14 protein-coding genes are annotated in these 16,052 nt (G+C 62.0%); 4 read left to right on the top strand and 10 right to left on the bottom strand.

From position 1 onward, the window contains the following. Positions 1-8: 8 nt before the first annotated feature. Genes mksF through mksB form a run of 3 tightly spaced genes read right to left on the bottom strand, consistent with a single transcriptional unit; the run spans position 9 to position 4,820 of the window. Positions 9-2,849, bottom strand: a complete 2,841-nt coding sequence (gene mksF, locus NL123_RS27100; RefSeq protein WP_028618682.1) for an Mks condensin complex protein MksF — start codon at positions 2,847-2,849, stop codon at positions 9-11. Then, the gene (mksE, locus tag NL123_RS27095; RefSeq protein ID WP_016974932.1) at positions 2,846-3,553 is read right to left on the bottom strand and encodes an Mks condensin complex protein MksE; all 708 of its coding nucleotides are present in this window, start codon (positions 3,551-3,553) and stop codon (positions 2,846-2,848) included. Before mksE ends, mksF begins: the two co-directional genes overlap by 4 nt. Further along, positions 3,543-4,820, bottom strand: a complete 1,278-nt coding sequence (gene mksB, locus NL123_RS27090) for an Mks condensin complex protein MksB (RefSeq protein WP_071494283.1) — start codon at positions 4,818-4,820, stop codon at positions 3,543-3,545. Before mksB ends, mksE begins: the two co-directional genes overlap by 11 nt. A 187-nt stretch (positions 4,821-5,007) precedes the next feature. On the opposite strand from mksB, the gene NL123_RS27085 reads away from it, so the two are divergent. Then, positions 5,008-5,754 (top strand): energy transducer TonB, encoded by a 747-nt coding sequence (locus NL123_RS27085; protein WP_494358346.1) that lies wholly within the window; start codon positions 5,008-5,010, stop codon positions 5,752-5,754. After that, the gene (rimI, locus tag NL123_RS27080) at positions 5,747-6,199 is read left to right on the top strand and encodes a ribosomal protein S18-alanine N-acetyltransferase (RefSeq protein ID WP_005784514.1); all 453 of its coding nucleotides are present in this window, start codon (positions 5,747-5,749) and stop codon (positions 6,197-6,199) included. The genes NL123_RS27085 and rimI overlap by 8 nt, the downstream gene beginning before the upstream one ends. A gap of 116 nt (positions 6,200-6,315) precedes the next feature. Here rimI and NL123_RS27075 read toward each other — a convergent pair whose 3' ends face one another. Further along, positions 6,316-6,681 (bottom strand): serine kinase/phosphatase, encoded by a 366-nt coding sequence (locus tag NL123_RS27075; RefSeq protein ID WP_248485962.1) that lies wholly within the window; start codon positions 6,679-6,681, stop codon positions 6,316-6,318. A 139-nt stretch (positions 6,682-6,820) separates the two neighbouring features. Between NL123_RS27075 and can the strand changes: the two genes are divergently transcribed. After that, a complete protein-coding gene (gene can / locus NL123_RS27070) occupies positions 6,821-7,465 on the top strand; it encodes a carbonate dehydratase (protein ID WP_010213394.1) in 645 nt (214 codons plus the stop codon). Here the strand turns inward: can and NL123_RS27065 are convergent. The 5 genes from NL123_RS27065 to NL123_RS27045 all read right to left on the bottom strand — a co-directional run bounded on the left by NL123_RS27065 (position 7,462) and on the right by NL123_RS27045 (position 13,082). Further along, complete coding sequence (locus NL123_RS27065) at positions 7,462-7,983, bottom strand: SET domain-containing protein-lysine N-methyltransferase (protein ID WP_248485963.1); 522 nt, start codon at positions 7,981-7,983, stop codon at positions 7,462-7,464. The genes can and NL123_RS27065 overlap by 4 nt on opposite strands. Before the next feature lie 147 nt (positions 7,984-8,130). Beyond that, a complete protein-coding gene (locus NL123_RS27060) occupies positions 8,131-9,300 on the bottom strand; it encodes a hypothetical protein (RefSeq protein WP_248485964.1) in 1,170 nt (389 codons plus the stop codon). A gap of 122 nt (positions 9,301-9,422) precedes the next feature. Next, entirely contained in the window at positions 9,423-11,123 is a 1,701-nt protein-coding gene (locus tag NL123_RS27055; RefSeq protein WP_494356697.1) for an acid phosphatase, read from the bottom strand. A 93-nt stretch (positions 11,124-11,216) separates the two neighbouring features. After that, positions 11,217-11,537: a hypothetical protein gene (locus tag NL123_RS27050; RefSeq protein ID WP_248485966.1), complete on the bottom strand. Its 321-nt coding sequence runs from the start codon at positions 11,535-11,537 to the stop codon at positions 11,217-11,219. A 126-nt stretch (positions 11,538-11,663) separates the two neighbouring features. After that, on the bottom strand, positions 11,664-13,082 hold the full coding sequence (locus NL123_RS27045; RefSeq protein WP_058423151.1) for a short-chain fatty acid transporter: 1,419 nt from the start codon (positions 13,080-13,082) through the stop codon (positions 11,664-11,666). Between the two features lie 186 nt (positions 13,083-13,268). Here NL123_RS27045 and NL123_RS27040 point away from each other — a divergent pair, with 186 nt between their 5' ends. After that, complete coding sequence (locus NL123_RS27040; protein WP_494356696.1) at positions 13,269-14,564, top strand: MFS transporter; 1,296 nt, start codon at positions 13,269-13,271, stop codon at positions 14,562-14,564. Here NL123_RS27040 and NL123_RS27035 read toward each other — a convergent pair. Next, positions 14,561-15,931, bottom strand: coding sequence for a GntT/GntP/DsdX family permease (locus NL123_RS27035; RefSeq protein ID WP_494356695.1), 1,371 nt, complete (start codon positions 15,929-15,931; stop codon positions 14,561-14,563). The genes NL123_RS27040 and NL123_RS27035 overlap by 4 nt on opposite strands. Positions 15,932-16,052: the final 121 nt, after the last annotated feature.

Below are 16,052 nucleotides of genomic sequence, written 5' to 3'. Positions count from 1 at the left end.
GCAGGGCGTCAGACTTCATCCAGCTCCGGCTCATCCGCCTGCACATTCATCGTCGCCTTCACCACATCATGACGACGGATGTACTTCCAGTCCGCCTCATCGATGTAGATCCCATTCGGCCCGCTGCCACCTTCCAGGTCGATCGCCACCTGGGCGGAGACCTGCGGCTTCACACTGGCCAGGATCGGTACGAAGCCCAGCTGCAAGCTGGTCTCCAACAGGGCAGCCTGGTTCTTCTCATCGATGTCCGCCGCTTCGTCGAGGTAGTACGGCAAGCGCACACGCCCGGCCTGGTCACGGTCCATCAAGTGCAGCAACAAGTACATGTTGGTCAGCGCCTTGATGGTCATGGTGGTGCCGTTGGACGCGGCGCCATCGATGTCAGTGTGAATCACCGGCTGGCCATGCACTTTGGTGATCTCGAACGCCAGCTCGAACAAGTCCTTGAGGCCCAGTTGGTTATGGTTGGCCGCCACCAGCCGCGCCAGGTACTCCTTGGCTTCTTCGTTCTTGTTGTCCTGCTCGGCGCTCTGGCTCAGGTCGAACACCGACAGGGTTTCGCCTTCTTCATACTGACCGGCGCTGTGGATGATCTGGTCGATATGCTTGAGCGCTTCCTTGTTCGGCGCCAGCACGATGCGGAAGCTTTGCAGGTTGGAGACTTGGCGTTTGTTGATCTCACGGTTGAACAACGCCAGTTGATGCTCAAGGCTGTCGTAGTCGCTGCGGATGTTGCGCAGGGTCCGTGCGATATCGGTGACCGCCGCACGGCGGGCTTTGCCGAGTGTCAGCGCTTCATCCGTGCGGTGCGCATAAGCGTTGATCAGCAATTGCAGGCGACGCTCGACATCATCCTCGCTGTCGAACTTGGCCACGCCCTTGAGGCGAACCTGGGCGTACAGCGCTTCGATCTGGCCATCGGCGCGCAGCAAACCTTGCCAGCTGTCCTGATAGTCATTGAGCAGCGGCAGCAGGTTGTCCATGGAGTCGTCGACCGGGTCCATGAACGGCGTGCCGAACGGCAAGTCCGCCGGCAACAATTGACGGCGACGCAACGCGTCGTCCAGCGTACGTTGCTTGGCTTCCATGTCACCGATCTGGCGGCCGACCAATTGCAGCTTGGCCGACAGTTGCTGAACACGCTCGGTGAACGCATCACTGGAACGCTTCAACTCATCCTGCGCCGCTTCCATCTGCGCCAGGTTTTCCAGCTTCTCGCCTTCTTCGGCGCTCAGGGTTTGCGCACGGCGGAAGTCTTCAAGGGCCTTTTGCGCATCGAGCACCTGCTGGTACAGCGCTTCGGTCTGCGTCTTGCTCGCGGCACGGTCGGAGGCGACAGCCTGTTGGGTTTTCAGCTGCTTGAGTTCTTTCTCCAGGCGCTCTTTCTGGTCGCGCAACGCCGCGCGATCCGCCAGGGCCTGCAAGGCCGGTGGTTCGATGTGGGAGATGTCGATGGACAGCCCCGGTACTTCAAAGCGCTCACCCTTGAAGCCGTCGAGTATCTGCTCCAGGGATTTGACCCACTGGCCGTCCTCGTCCAGCGTGATGCCATGTTCGCCCAACGGCAGGCTGAACAACGAACTGTTGAACAGGCGCATCAGACGCTCGACGTCTTGCTGTGAGAATTCTTCGCGCAGTTTGGCGTAGCTGTTGTTGTCCGCGTGATCGAGCTGCTGCTTGACCGACTTCAGGCGCTTTTCCAGATCGCGCAAACGCTCGTCCAGATCCTCGGCGCTGAACTGCCGCGACTGCGCCAGGGCGCCCGCCAGTTCATCGTGGGCATCCTTGGCCGCCAGCAGTTGCTGCTCCAGCACCTTCACGTCATCCACCAGGGCGAAGCGATGCTTGAGCACCGACAATTCGCCCAGCCAACGCTGGATACCGCTGATTTCCCGCTCCAGGCGCATCAGCTCCTGGGTGCCGCCACGTTGGTCGTTTTGCAGCGCGTCCTGCTCGTTGCGGTAGTGCTCGGCCTGAATCGTCAGTTCTTCCTTGCGCGCACTGGCGTAGTCCGACCAGGTGCCCAGCAACGAGTCGAGCAATGGCGACAGGCGATGCAATTTGCCACGCAGCACGTCGCGCTGACGAACACCATTGGACAGCGCTTCAACCAGCGGGCCAGCTGCAACCAGGGAGTTGTAGTCCTGCTCCATGCGTCGCACATCGCGGAAGGCTTCTTCGCACGCCGCGATGTAGTCCACGCTACCCGAACGCAGGCTGTGTTCAAACGCATCGAGGAACAATTGCTTGAGCTTGGCCGCGGTGATTTCACGCATGTGCAGCAGGTTGATAAACAGTGCGCGGAAGGTCTTCAGGCTCTGCTCACTGGTGGAGCGCAGTGGAATCAACGTCAGGTCCAGCGGGATCGACGTATGCCCGCCCACCAGCAAGCGACGCAGTTCATCCGGCTTGAGTTCGTAGGCTTTCAGGCCTTCGCGCTCGAGGTTGGTGAACAGCTCTTTCTGACGCAGGCAGGTGTCATTCTTCTGGTAGTGCGCCAGGTCCAGCTTGCCGGCATAGGCGAAGAACTGGTGACCGAAACCACCGCCCGGGCCACGCCCGACCACGCCGATCACATGGGGGCCGTGGGGCAGCGAGACTTCCACGAGGATGTAGCTGGTGTCGGTGGCGAAGTAGAAGCGCCGCGATTGTTCCAGGGTGTACTTGCCGAAACTCATGTCCGACATGCGCGCCAGGATCGGGAACTGCAAGGCGTTGATCGAGGCGGATTTACCCAGGTTGTTCGCGCCATACACGGACAGCGGCTCTTCCAGCGGGAACAGGCCCAGGCTGTAGCCGGCGGTGTTCAATAGGGCGAAGCGGCGGATGCCGTAGCGTTCCTTGCTCATGCATCGGTCTCCTGTTCTTCGGCAATGGCGCGGGCCAGGGCGTCTTCTTCGCTTTCATCGGCGAAGTCGCTCAAGTCGAGTGGGTCATCGGTTTTCAGCAATTTCTCATCGCTGTCTTCGTCGATGATCACCGGTGCCGGCAGCGGCAACACGCTGTGCACGCTGGCTGCCAGGTCGCGGTCTTGCTGCACCGACAGGCACACATCGAGGAAGCGGTGCATCGGCGGCAGGAAGCGATAGATGCCGTTGTCTTCGCTGGCAAAACCCAGCTGGGTCATGCGGCGCATGATTTTTTCTTCGAGTTCTTCCTGGGTCTGCACCTCGGCCTGGATAAACAGGTCACGGTACTTCTCCAGCAACGATGGCAGCTCATCACGGCCGAGGCTGCCACCGTCAAGCACGGCGATCGGGTCGCGGCCCTGGTCGGCCAGGTGCTCGACGATGATGAAGGTGAACAGCGCCAGGCGCTGGGCGGTCTTGTTGACCTGCGCGGCGGCCACGGCAGTGTCCGGCACGAAGTAGTAAAAGCCCCGCGTGTCGCACACCAGCTCGAAGCCCAGGGCCTTGAAGAGCGTGCGGTACTGGTCCTGGAAGTTCGACAGCTGTGCGTACAGCTCCGGGTCGCGGCGGCTGACGTGGTAACCCTTGAACAGCTCGCGAAAGATCGGCGCCAGCTGGGACAGTTCGGATAGATCAAGATGCATGAGGTGTACTCGCAGGGTGCTCGGCGGCGTCGGATCCGGCCGGGAGCAGGGCGAATGAGCGCAGGCTGACCTGGTGCTCGTGTGTGTGGTAATCGCGGCGTTCCAGGCGTTCGCGCTTGAAGCGTTTTTCCCGCGAGAGGCGCGAGAACCAGTACAGCAATTCGTCGGTGGCGCCGTCCGGTTCCTGCTCCAGCAGCCAGGTCATCAGGTCCGGCATCGGCAGCGCGTCTTCGCAGCGCTCGAGCATCTCCTTGACCGTGCGCGGTGCACGCTGGGCGTCGCCTTTGTGGGACTTGTGCGCCTTGGGAAAGCGCGCCGGTTTCGGCTCGAAATTCGCCAGGGCATACACATAGGCTTCGACCTGGCTGGCGCTGCCGAGGAAGGTGCTCTGCGGCCGGGTAAACATCGGCATCGCCGCTTGCGGCACTGCGTCCAGGCCTTTGCGGCGAATGGCCGACAAGGCCAGCGCCGCACCACGGGTCACGGCGTTGTGCCGACGCGCTTCTTCACGCAGCGGCAGCAGCAGTTCGCGGGCATGACGCAAGGTCAACTGGGCGCTGGTCTGCATCTCCAGGATGCGCGCGTGGGTGCGCAGCAACATGTCGTCGTCCACCAGGTGGCCGAGGCGCTGCTGTTCGGTGAGCATGCGCAGCAACACATTTTCCACCTTGCGCACGCCTTGTTCGAAGGCGCCGTCGGCGTTCACCAGCTGGATCATCGGTTCGACGTATTCGTCCCAGGTCGCCAGGACCTCGGCATAACGCTGGCGCAACGGGATCTGCCGGTCGCTGGTCTTGGCGCGGTCGGCCACGGCGGCGAGGGCCTGTTCGTCGTTGGCGAGTTTTTTCAGCACATCGCGCACGCGCATGTCGAGCAGGCGCAGTTGACGGGCCAGGTCGTGGCCATCGCGGATGTCGAAGGCGTCCTGGATGTAACCGGCCAGGCGCTCGAGGTGGCGCAGGTAGGCTTCGATTTCCAGGCACAGGCCAAGCCGGTGCTCCTTGCGAAGATAAGCCAGGAAGTCGTGGATCTGTGCGTTGAGCTCGAAACGGTTCGGGCTCTTGGCGACAGGCACCAGGATGTCCAGGCGAATCCACACGTCCAGCAGGCTGGTGATGTCCTGTGGCGTGCTGTCCAGTTGTTGGGCGGCCAGTTGTGCGCGCAGTTCACTCAGGCTCAGGGTGCCCTGGTCGAAGTGTTCGCACAGTGGCTCAAGCAGGGCCCAGTGTTCGGCGAGGGCGCGCAAGACGCGCTTGGGTTCGATCATCGGAATGGCCAGCTGGTTGGCGATTAAAAGTCGCGATTGTACTGCATCGGACGCGGGATTTATCCACAGCCGGTCAGTACGCAGTGGGCGATTGTTGCCGAACAGCGGTAGAATCCCCGCTCTTTAGTTATCCACAAGTGGCCGAGCTGTGCTTATCGAGTCCCGACGTCGCGCTTACTTGACCGCCATGCAGGTGGTCAACTGGCTGCCCCGCACCGAACTGCCGTTTGCCGCGCCGTCGCGGCCCGAGCTGTTGCAGGCGCTTGAGCCCTATGAGGCGTTCGAGTCTTCGGGCGAGGAAGCGGCTGCGCCGGTGGCTGTGGTCAAGCCCACGCCGGAGGCGCGACCGGTGGTCGAACGGGCCAAGATCGAAGTGCCGCGCCCCGCGCCGGTGACCAAGGCCGCCAAGGTGGTCGAAGAGACGGCCCCGGTGGTCAAGGCCCCGGTGGTGCCGCCACCGCGCTTTGCCCTGCAATTGCTGCGTGCCGGGCGCTGCCTGCTGCTGGTGGAGTTGCCCACCGGCGAACGTTTCCAGACCCGCGACCCCGCCTACATGCTGCTCAAGGACATGCTGCGCGCCGCCGGCCTGCCCGACAGCCCGCAAATCGTCGGCGACCCGGTGCGCTGGCCGCTGCTGGTGCGTGGCAACATGGATCAAGGCCCCGAGGCCGCACGGGATTTTGTGCAAGGTTTTGTGTCTGCGCGTCTGGAAGACGAGCCTTGCGCGTGCCTGTGGCTGATCGGCCTGCCTGCCGTGCGTTTTGCCGGCGAGGCCAATGCCGAAGCCTGGTACCGCGAGTTGCAGGTCGAAAGCCTGGGCTTGGTGTGGGCCTTGCCGGGCCTGGAATTATTAATGGAAGAGCCACAGCGTAAGGCTGATGTCTGGCAAGCCATGCGCCGGCTGATGGCGCGCTGGAAAACAACCGATGAGTGAGGCTTTATCCTTCCGCCCGATGACCGAGGCCGACCTCGACGCCGTGCTGAAAATCGAATATGCGGCGTTCAGCCACCCCTGGACCCGTGGGATCTTTCTCGATGGGCTGGGCAAATACCAGATCTGGCTGATGTTTGAAGGTGAGCAGCAGGTGGGGCACGGCGTGGTGCAGATCATCCTCGACGAGGCGCATCTGCTGAACATCACCGTCAAACCGGAAAACCAGGGACGCGGCCTTGGCCTGGCGCTGCTGGAACACCTGATGTCCCGCGCCTATGCCGCCAGTGCGCGGGAGTGTTTCCTGGAGGTGCGCGACAGCAATACCGGCGCGTTTCGCCTGTATGAGCGCTATGGCTTCAACGAGATCGGCCGTCGCCGGGACTATTACCCGGCTGTCGGTGGCCGCGAAGATGCGGTCGTCATGGCCTGCACCCTGGTCGACTAAATACATAGGCCATTGTGGGAGGGGGCTTGCCCCCGATGGCGGTGTACCAGGCACCTTATCAGTCTGATATGCCGCTATCGTGGGCAAGCCCCCTCCCACTTTTAGGGCACGTTTTGTCAGCGGTTACCGTCTACTGGATCAATATCTGCCAATTCGGCCTCATCCAGGCCATTGCCCCCACCGATCTCATCCTCATCGACGATACTCAGGTCCCAGTCCGCCGGTTCGCTTTCGCCCGCTTCCTGAGCATCCCGTGCTCCATCTTCATGGATCAGCGTTTCAGGGCTCATGTCATCGTCCGTCGCTTCATGGTCTTCGGTTGAAGCCCCGGTCATCCCGGCCTCCCGCACCCGTTCGTCACCGATATGCGTGGTGGGCGCGTCTTCTTCAAAATCCAGCTCACGCATCGAGCCCATGCGATCTTCATTATCATCAATCGGTTCGGGCTGTGTAGCGCCGTAGGGACGTCGTGATTCAGTCATGGCCAATCCTCATACTGTGGGGCTTATAGTGTGTGGACAGGCACGGAGGGCTAAAGATTCAAGCTGATTCGTGCTGAGCGTGACCTGGACGCGGGGTTGTCAGTCACAAAACTGCGCATCATTCCTGAGGCTTTCCCTGATGAACGAACTACAAGACCTGCTTGATAACAATGAACGCTGGGCGGACGCGATTAAACAGGAAGATCCCGAATTCTTCGCCAAGCTCGCCCGCCAGCAAACCCCGGAATACCTGTGGATCGGCTGTTCAGACGCCCGCGTCCCGGCCAACGAGATTGTCGGCATGCTGCCGGGTGATCTGTTCGTGCACCGTAACGTCGCCAACGTGGTGCTGCACACCGACCTCAATTGCCTGTCGGTGATTCAGTACGCGGTGGACGTGCTCAAGGTCAAACACATCCTGGTCACCGGCCACTATGGCTGCGGCGGCGTGCGCGCCTCGATGCAGGACCGCCAGTTCGGCCTGATCGACGGCTGGTTGCGCACCATTCGCGACCTCTACTACGAGAACCGCGACCTGCTGGCCCAGTTGCCGACTGAAGAAGAGCGCGTCGACCGTCTTTGCGAGTTGAACGTGATCCAGCAAGTGGCCAACGTCGGTCACACCAGCATCGTGCAGAACGCCTGGCACCGTGGGCAGAGCCTGTCGATCCACGGTTGCATCTACGGCATCAAGGATGGCCGCTGGAAGAGCTTGAATACCACCATCAGTGGTTTCGAACAGTTGCCACCGCAGTACCGCCTGCGTCCGCTGGGCGAAGCCTAAGATCGTTTACGGTCGCGCCACTGAGCCATGAACGCCTGCCCCTCGGCGTTCAGCGGCTCATCGCGACCGGTAATCCAGCCCCGGCAGTTCAACTCGCCGCATTGGCAGGCAAACTGTTGGAACAGCACGTCTTCGGTGCTGGCGTAATCCATGGTCAGCAGGGTGCCGGCCATGATCTCGTGCAAGGTCCAGACCTCCAGGTAGTGCAAGTCGAGAAACACGTTCGGTTTGCACGAGTGCGACAGCAGGCCGCTGAACCAGCAGTCGTAGAGGTGGATGCGCGACGAAAGCTGCAAAGTGTGCAGGCATCGCTCGCTCAGGGCATAGCCGGAGATCTTGGCGATGCACACGCGGCTGTCAAAGGCCATGCTCGCCTTGATTCCGACGCCCACGCCAGCAATGTTGTGCACCACCTCGAATTGCTTGCGAGTTGGGTAGCCTTTTCCGAGTTTGGACTTGAAAGGGTAAAGGCAGTCACTCGCAGCGGTTTTAGCCTTATCCATGGCCTGAGTTTTCATAACTCTCCTGGTTTAGGCTGCATCGACCTGCGGGTGGTGGCTGACTACCAGTCTTGCAGCGGATGGGCGCGGCTCAAGACTCGCTGAACATGGAGCCGATTTCTACTGTCAATGTTGACAGTAGAAATCGGCTGTTTTTTGTGTGATTTACAGCGCCGGCGCACTGACCGTCGGGGTTGGGGCCGCATTGCGCAGCTGTTTCAATTGGGTCTTGATGGTGGGCGTAGCGCACTTGGCATTCGCGTCTTGCGGGGAAAGATTGCGCACCGAGGTGTAGAACAGCTCGCACGTCTGCTCCTTGCGCGTGACTTGCCAGGTATTCATGCAGGCCTTGAGCAAGACATTCGGATCGCTCGCGGGTTTCTGGCCCATCCCGGCCTGCCAGCAGGCGGCGCTCAGGTCCTGGCCCATGACCTTCAAGCCGGCCTCGTCGGCTTTCTGTTCGTTGCCGTCGTAGGTGTCGGGGCTCGCGGCATACCAGATGTAACTGGGGTGGTTCGATCCCAGCACCGAAACGGTTTGGCCGGCGGCGGGGCTGATCTGCGCCAGGCCCAGCACGCCTACCGTCTGCCCGTATTGTTGCTTGATCCAGCTGCGCACCGGTGCGCCGAACGCCACCATCGGCAACGCCCCTTTGGCCGGCAGGCTCAACTCCCGGACCATGCGCGTCTGGTAGTCGGTGAAGTAGCTGTAGACGGTTTCCAGGTCCTTGCCTGCATTGGACGGCGCGGCGATGGGCGCGATATCGATGATGGTCTGGTAAGCCGGCGTTTCGGTGGCCGGGATGCCATTGTCGGTCAACAGGGTAGCCCAGCGGTCGGTGGTGGCCGATTCCAGGTAGTCCTGGGCCTGGGTCAGCGAGTAGTCCGGCGGGAAGTGCAGCAGCTCGATGCTTTTGCGATTTTCCAGGGCCATGCCCAGCGGCAGGAACAGGTACCAGTTGTAGGCCCATTTACCATCGCTGTTGAGCTTGCTGGCGCCTTGATAGGCCAGGTCGGCGGTATTGAGCAGGGTGGTCAGCGGTTGGCCATAACTGTCCGGCACGCCGCTGAAGGTCGCCGATACCTGGCCGTCATGGGTCTTGACGCTGACTTTTGCCCGGCTGTACCCGTCCCGTTGCAGGCTCTGGTTCAAGTAATGCTCGGCAGTCTGTTCCAGCGTCCAGGGCCGAAAGCAGATCACATTGCAGTTATTGGGGAATGCGAACAGCTGAGTCACGCGCTGCGTGCTCCCCAGCGGCACCTCGATGTCGGCCTGTACCGCCGCACTCGCCATCAGTGCGGCCAGGGTGAAGGACAGCCTGGTTGGTTTGAACATGGTTGTTTCCTTGTCAGCGAAAGCCCGTCTGCGCGGGGTGAAAGCCCACCCCAACACAGTAGCGGCTGACCAGGAAAACCGCGTGCTAAATCACCGGGCGTGTCGCTATTGGATAAGAAAACCTACACGCTGAACTGCAACGCGTTGCTCAAGTCGCCCATGGGTTTCTGGCCGCGGGCGATCATCGCATCGTCGCGTTGCTTGAGGCCGTCCAGGGTTTCCAACTGGAACACCCGGGTGATCAGGCGCAGGATCGACGCGGTGTCGTACACCGTATGGTCCACCGTGCCTTTGCGGGCGAACGGCGACACCACCAGCGCCGGAATCCGCGTGCCAGGGCCCCAGCGGTCGCCCTTGGGCGGTGCCACGTGGTCCCACCAACCGCCGTTTTCGTCGACCGTCACCACCACCACCATGTTTTTCCACTGCGGGCTCTCTTGCAGCACCTTCAAGGCACGGGCGATATGGCGGTCGCCCGAGGCGACGTCGGCATAGCCTGCGTGCATGTTCAGGTTGCCCTGGGGTTTGTAGAAGGTCACGGCGGGCAGCTTGCCAGCCTGGGCGTCGGCAAAGAACTTGTTGGTGCTCGACTCGTCCCCCAAACCGCCATCGCGCAGGCGCTTGTCGCGCTCGGTGCGGTTCTCGGGGCCTTGCTGCTTGAAGTAATTGAATGGCTGGTGGTGATACTGGAAGTTCGGGATTTTCGGAATACCGCCCGAATCCTTGAACTGGTCCAGCGTCGCTTGCCACGCGCCGGCGTACCACGCCCAGTCGACGTTCTTCTTCGACAGCTTGTCGCCGATGTGTTCGTGGGTTTGCGGCACCAGCACGTTGGGCAGGTCAGGCTTGGAGTAGTCCGGGTTTTCCGGGTCGCGGATCCAGGTCGGCCAGTACGGTGGAGCCAGGGTGTTCACGCCGTAGCCATCCGGGGTCAGCGCGCTGGGGCCGAACTGCGGCGGGCCGGTCATCGCGCTGGCGGGGGACTTGTCCAGGGGCTTGAGGCGCGGGTCGGTCGGGTCATCGCTTTGCAGCGTGGCGATCTGCGCCTTGGCCACCGATTGCGCGGCATTCGGGTAAAACGGCGCGGTGGCGCTGATCAGGTATTGGTGATTGAGGAACGAGCCGCCAAACGCCCCCTGGAAGAAGTTATCGCAGAGCACAAACTCCTTGGCCACATCCCACAGGCGCAGGGCATAACGACTCTGGGTGTAATGCCCCATCACCAGGCCGCCGGAGTCGGCCCAGGCGACGAAGTTGTCATTCTTGCCGCCGTTGATCTGCATCTGGTTCTGGTAGAACACGTGCCACAGGTCACGGGTGACCAGGCTCAGGGGCAGGTCTTCGGCGTTCGGGCCCTTGAGGGCGAAGGGTGCGTTGGGCAGGTTTTCCTGGAATTGCACTTCGCTGGGGTAGGTCACCCCGTCCACCGTTTGCGGGCCGACTTGCAGCACGCCGCCCCACGTCGGAGGCAGGCTGGTCAACAAGCTGCCATCGCGGTCACGCTGCTGCGTGTCGGCGGCGGATAGCGCCGACAGCGGTTTCTCAACACCCGGGAAGTCCGCAAACAAGTTGTTGAAACTGCGGTTTTCGGCGTAGATCACCACCACGGTTTTCACCTGCTCACGCAAGGCCTTGTCCAACTCTTGCGGCGTCAGCGGCCGCGCCACCGGTTTGCCCGGTGCTTCGCTGGTATTGCCGCAGGCACTCAGGGTCGCACCGACCCCCAACACCGCCGCGCCCCCCAGGAAACGCCGACGGCTGGTGTCGACGGGCGGTTGGGCTGCGGAATCGGGGGAAGGGCGGTCTTCGTGCTCGTCGCTCATTGCGGGGAGTCCTTGGCGAGGTGTTGCAAGATATTTCGCAGGACGGTAGCAATGCAATGTGACGGAACGAAGACAGTGATTTGAATCAGAGGATCACAGCAGACGCAGTGCCAACTCGCTGCCGGCGCGCAAGTACTCGACCTGGGCCGTCACCGCGTCCTTGACGATGGCCTCGCCCGTGTCGGTCAGCCTGGCTTTCTTTGCATCGATGACACTGCTCTGCAACAACTGCATGGCCACGTCGATCGATTTCTGGAAGGCGGTCACGTTGTTGTGCAGGCCGAACTCCTTGACCACAGCGGCCATGCGGCGATCTGCGTCGTCGCGCAAGGTCCTGTATTCAGTGACTGAAACGTTGCCGTCCTGGTAAATATCAGTGATCAACTCTTCCAGTGATTTGGATAGGGGCGTCATCGGAGTTTCCTTGGTGCTAGGTGAGTAGGAGTCCGAGTCAGGTTAATCAACGGTATTGGTGGGTGAAGCCGGGGGTTGCCGTTGTCTGGAGTAGGACAACCCCACGCGTTAGATCAGAAGGTGCTTTTAGGGCATCACCGGCGGCAAATACTTCAACGTCGTCCCCAGCGCCCAAAGCAGGAACAACACCAGCGGCGTATGCACCAGCAACTGCACGAACGAGAATCCGATCAAGTCCCGTGCCTTCAACCCCAATACCCCCAGTAGCGGCAGCATATAGAACGGGTTGATCAGGTTCGGCAGCGCCTCGGCGGCGTTGTAGATCTGCACGGCCCAGCCCAGGTGGTATTGCAGGTCATTGGCCACTTGCATCACGTACGGCGCTTCGATGATCCACTTGCCACCGCCCGACGGGATGAAGAAGCCCAGCACCGCCGAATACACGCCCATCAGCAGCGCGTAGGTGTCGTGGGACGCGATGGAGGTGAAGAAGGTCGAGATATGGTGCGCCAGGGTCTGGCCGTCACCGCCCTTGACCACCGTCATCAGCGCGGCGATCGAGCCATACAGCGGGAACTGGATCAGCACGCCAGTGGTGGTCGGCACCGCCCGCGCCACTGCATCAAGGAAGCTGCGCGGGCGCCAGTGCAGCAGGGCGCCGGTCATGATGAACAGGAAGTTATAGGTGTTCAGCCCCGAGATTGCGCTGATCGCCGGTTTGGTCGAGAACTCATGGAACAGCCAACCGGCCGCCAGCAATGCCAGCAGGATGGTCAGCAATGGGCTGTGTTCCAGCCACTCGCCCGGGCGGGTCGGGGCTTGCAGCTTGGGCAGGTTGAACGCCGGGTCGACTCCACAGGCCTTGGCATCGCGGGCGCTGTTCGGGCCGGGTGCGGTGGCGTAGGCGATAATCAGCGACACCACGATCAACGCCAGCAACAGCACGCCGGATTGCCACAGGAAGATGGTGTCGGTGAACGGGATCACCCCCGTGATCGACAGAATCGACGGCGGCAGGCTCGCCGGGTTGGCCTGCAACTGAGCCGCCGAGGACGACAACCCCAACGCCCACACGGCACCGAGCCCCAGATACGCCGCGGCACCGGCAGCACGGTAATCCATGCGCAGATCCGTGCGCCGTGCCAGCGCCCGTACCAGCAAACCGCCAAACACCAGCGATAAGCCCCAGTTCAGCAACGAGGCGACCATTGAGATCAGCGCCACCCAGGCCACCGCCGAGCGCCCGTTCTTCGGGATTCGCGCCAGGCGGTCGATCAGTTTCACGGCGGGCGGCGAGCTGGCCACCACATAACCGCCGATCACCACAAAGGCCATCTGCATGGTGAACGGGATCAGGCTCCAGAACCCATCACCAAAGGCCTTGGCGGCCTCGGTCGGTGCGGCGCCCATACCCAGGGTCGCCACGGCAACGATGATCACCGCAAGGGCGGCGAATACCCAGGAGTCTGGAAACCAGCGCTCGGCGAAATTGGAACAACGCAGGGCAAATCGGGCATAGCGGCTTTCTTCGATAGCATCGGCCATGAGTCTTTCCTCTTATAGTTATTAGGGTGCAGGCGATTTTTCCGGCATGTTCCGCTACGGCCATTGATATGGGAATGCAGTTATCTTCATCGATCCATGAGGAAAACAAATATATCTGCCGCGATTGCCATCATTGGGCTCAGCTCATAACCTGCACGCCATTTTGTTTGTCTACCGAGCCTCCACATGACTGCCACCTTTCCTACGCAGGCGCAGCGTTTTTCCCGCTCCGACTACAAAACCCTGGGCCTGGCCGCCCTGGGTGGCGCCCTGGAAATCTACGACTTCATCATCTTCGTGTTTTTCGCGCTGACCTTGAGCCAGCTGTTCTTCCCGCCGGAAATGCCCGAGTGGCTGCGCCTGCTGCAAAGCTTCGGGATCTTCGTCACCGGCTACCTGGCGCGCCCGCTGGGCGGCATCCTGATGGCGCACTTCGCCGATCACCTGGGACGCAAGCGCGTGTTCAGCCTAAGCATCCTGATGATGGCCTTGCCTTGCCTGCTGATCGGGATCATGCCCACCTATGCGCAAATCGGTTACTTCGCTCCGTTGATCCTGCTGGCGCTGCGCGTGCTGCAAGGCGCAGCGGTCGGCGGTGAAGTGCCCAGCGCCTGGACCTTCGTCGCCGAACACGCACCGCCCCATCATCGCGGCTACGCCCTGGGCTTCCTGCAAGCCGGCCTGACCTTTGGCTACCTGCTCGGCGCCCTCACTGCCACACTGCTGGCGCAAGTCTTCACCCCTGCAGAAATCCTCGACTACGCCTGGCGCTTCCCGTTCCTGCTCGGCGGTGTGTTCGGCGTGATCGGCGTGTGGCTGCGCCGCTGGCTCAGCGAAACCCCGGTGTTCCTCGAAATGCAGGCCCGCCGCCAGGCCGCCGCCGAACTCCCGCTGCGTGCCGTGCTGCGTGACCATCGCGCGGTGTTGCTGCCGGCGATGATCCTCACCTGCGTGCTTACCTCTGCCGTCGTCGTGCTGGTGGTCATCACCCCGACCATGATGCAGAAAACCTTCGGCATGAGCCCCAGCCACACCTTCGCCTTGAGCGCCTTGGGCATCGTGTTCCTGAATATCGGCTGCGTACTGGCCGGCCTGCTGGTGGACCGCATCGGCGCCTGGCGCGCGGTGCTGGTCTACAGCCTGTTGCTGCCGGCGGGGATCGCGGTGCTGTACGCCAGCCTGATCAACGGCGGAATCTGGCTGGGCGCGGCGTATGCCGTGGCGGGCCTCAGTTGCGGCGTGGTCGGCGCGGTGCCGTCGGTGATGGTGGGCCTGTTTCCGGCGCAGGTGCGGGTGTCGGGGATTTCCTTCACCTACAACATTGCCTACGCGCTGTGGGCGAGTACCACGCCGCTGCTGCTGATTGCACTGATGCCGACCAGCCCGTGGATCTGCGTGGGGTATTGCGTGGTGATGGGGGCGGTGGGGGTGGGGAGTGTGGCGTTGTTTGGAAAACGCCACACGTTGGCTGCGTCGGATTAAGTCAAGAAGTGCCAAAGCACCAGCGTCCCCACCAGACCGACGACTGAGACAATCGTCTGCAACACCGACCACACCCAGATCGTCTGCTTCAACTGCAAGCCAAAGTACTCACGCACCATCCAGAACCCGGCGTCGTTGACGTGGCAGAAGAACACCGAGCCGGCGCCGATTGCCAGCGCGACCAACGAGCTTTGCGTCACCGCCAGCCCGGCCATCATCGGCGCGAGAATGCCCGCCGTCGTGGTGGTGGCGACTGTCGCCGAACCCGTTGCCTGGCGCAACGCAACTGCGATCAGCCACGCCATTAGCAGGTAGGGCATGTGCGCGCCTTCGGCGACCTTGCTGATGGTCTGGCTCACACCAGCATCCAGCAGGGTTTGCTTGAGGCCACCGCCAGCGCCGATGGTGAGCAGCAAGACGGCGATGGGGGCGAGGGCTTTGCGCAGGGTGTTGCCCACGTCGGCCCTAGGCATGCCAGCGGCCCAGCCCAGGCAGATTACGGCGGCGATCACAGCCAGGCCGAGGGCGATCAGCGGTTCGCCGAGAAACTTCAAGGTCAGGCCGAGGGTGCTTTCCGCCGGCAGCGCGACCTTGGCCAAGGTGCTGCCCAGCATCAGGATCACCGGCAACAGAATGATCAGCAACGACACGCCGAAGCTCGGTTGGCGCGGCGCCTTGGGCGGTGCGCTGAACAGTGCGCCGATGTCCGCCGGTTCATCCACCTGCAGGCGCTTGGACAGCCAGTTGCCGTAGATCGGGCCGGCCAGGATCACCGCTGGCACCGCCAGGCAGAAGCCCAGCAACATGGTCAGGCCGAGGTCGGCGTGTAACGCGCCCACCGCAATCAGCGGCCCCGGATGCGGTGGCATCAGGGCGTGCAGGGTGGTCATGCCGGCCAGCGCCGGGATGGCGATTTTCAGCAGCGGCTGGTTCGACCGCTTGGCCATTACAAAGATGATCGGCACCATCATCACCAGGCCCACTTCGAAGAACAGCGGCAGGCCGATCACCATCGCCACGAGCGCCATCACCCACGGCAATGACTTGCCCTTGCCCAGCCCGAGCAGGGTGGTGGCAATGCGGTCGGCCGCGCCGGATTCGGCCATCAATGCGCCGAGCATCGAGCCCAGGGCAATGATGATCCCGGCCTCACCGAGGATCGCCCCGGCACCTTTGCTGAAGGCCTTGGCGACTTCTTCCGGCGGCAGGCCGGCGCCGACACCGGCGATGAAGGTGCCGATCAGGATCGACAGGAATGGCGGCAACTTGGTCGCGCTGATCAGCACGATGATGCTGGCGATGGCCAGCAGTACACAAAACATAAGGCGAGTGTCGTGAACCATCCACGCGGCAGTCGATAACTCCAAGGCGGGACTCCTTATCGAACAGGTTGGGAGAATTGTTTCTTTTTGTTTCCTGCCCGAAAAGCATACCTGATACCGCGATAGCCAAGTGCTTATGTATCGTTTTGGTGCGATCAGCGACAGG

The organism is Pseudomonas sp. FBCC-B1565, assembly GCF_059133265.1.
The sequence above is the reverse complement of the archived record's forward strand: the minus strand, read 5'-3'. Positions and strand labels throughout refer to the sequence as shown.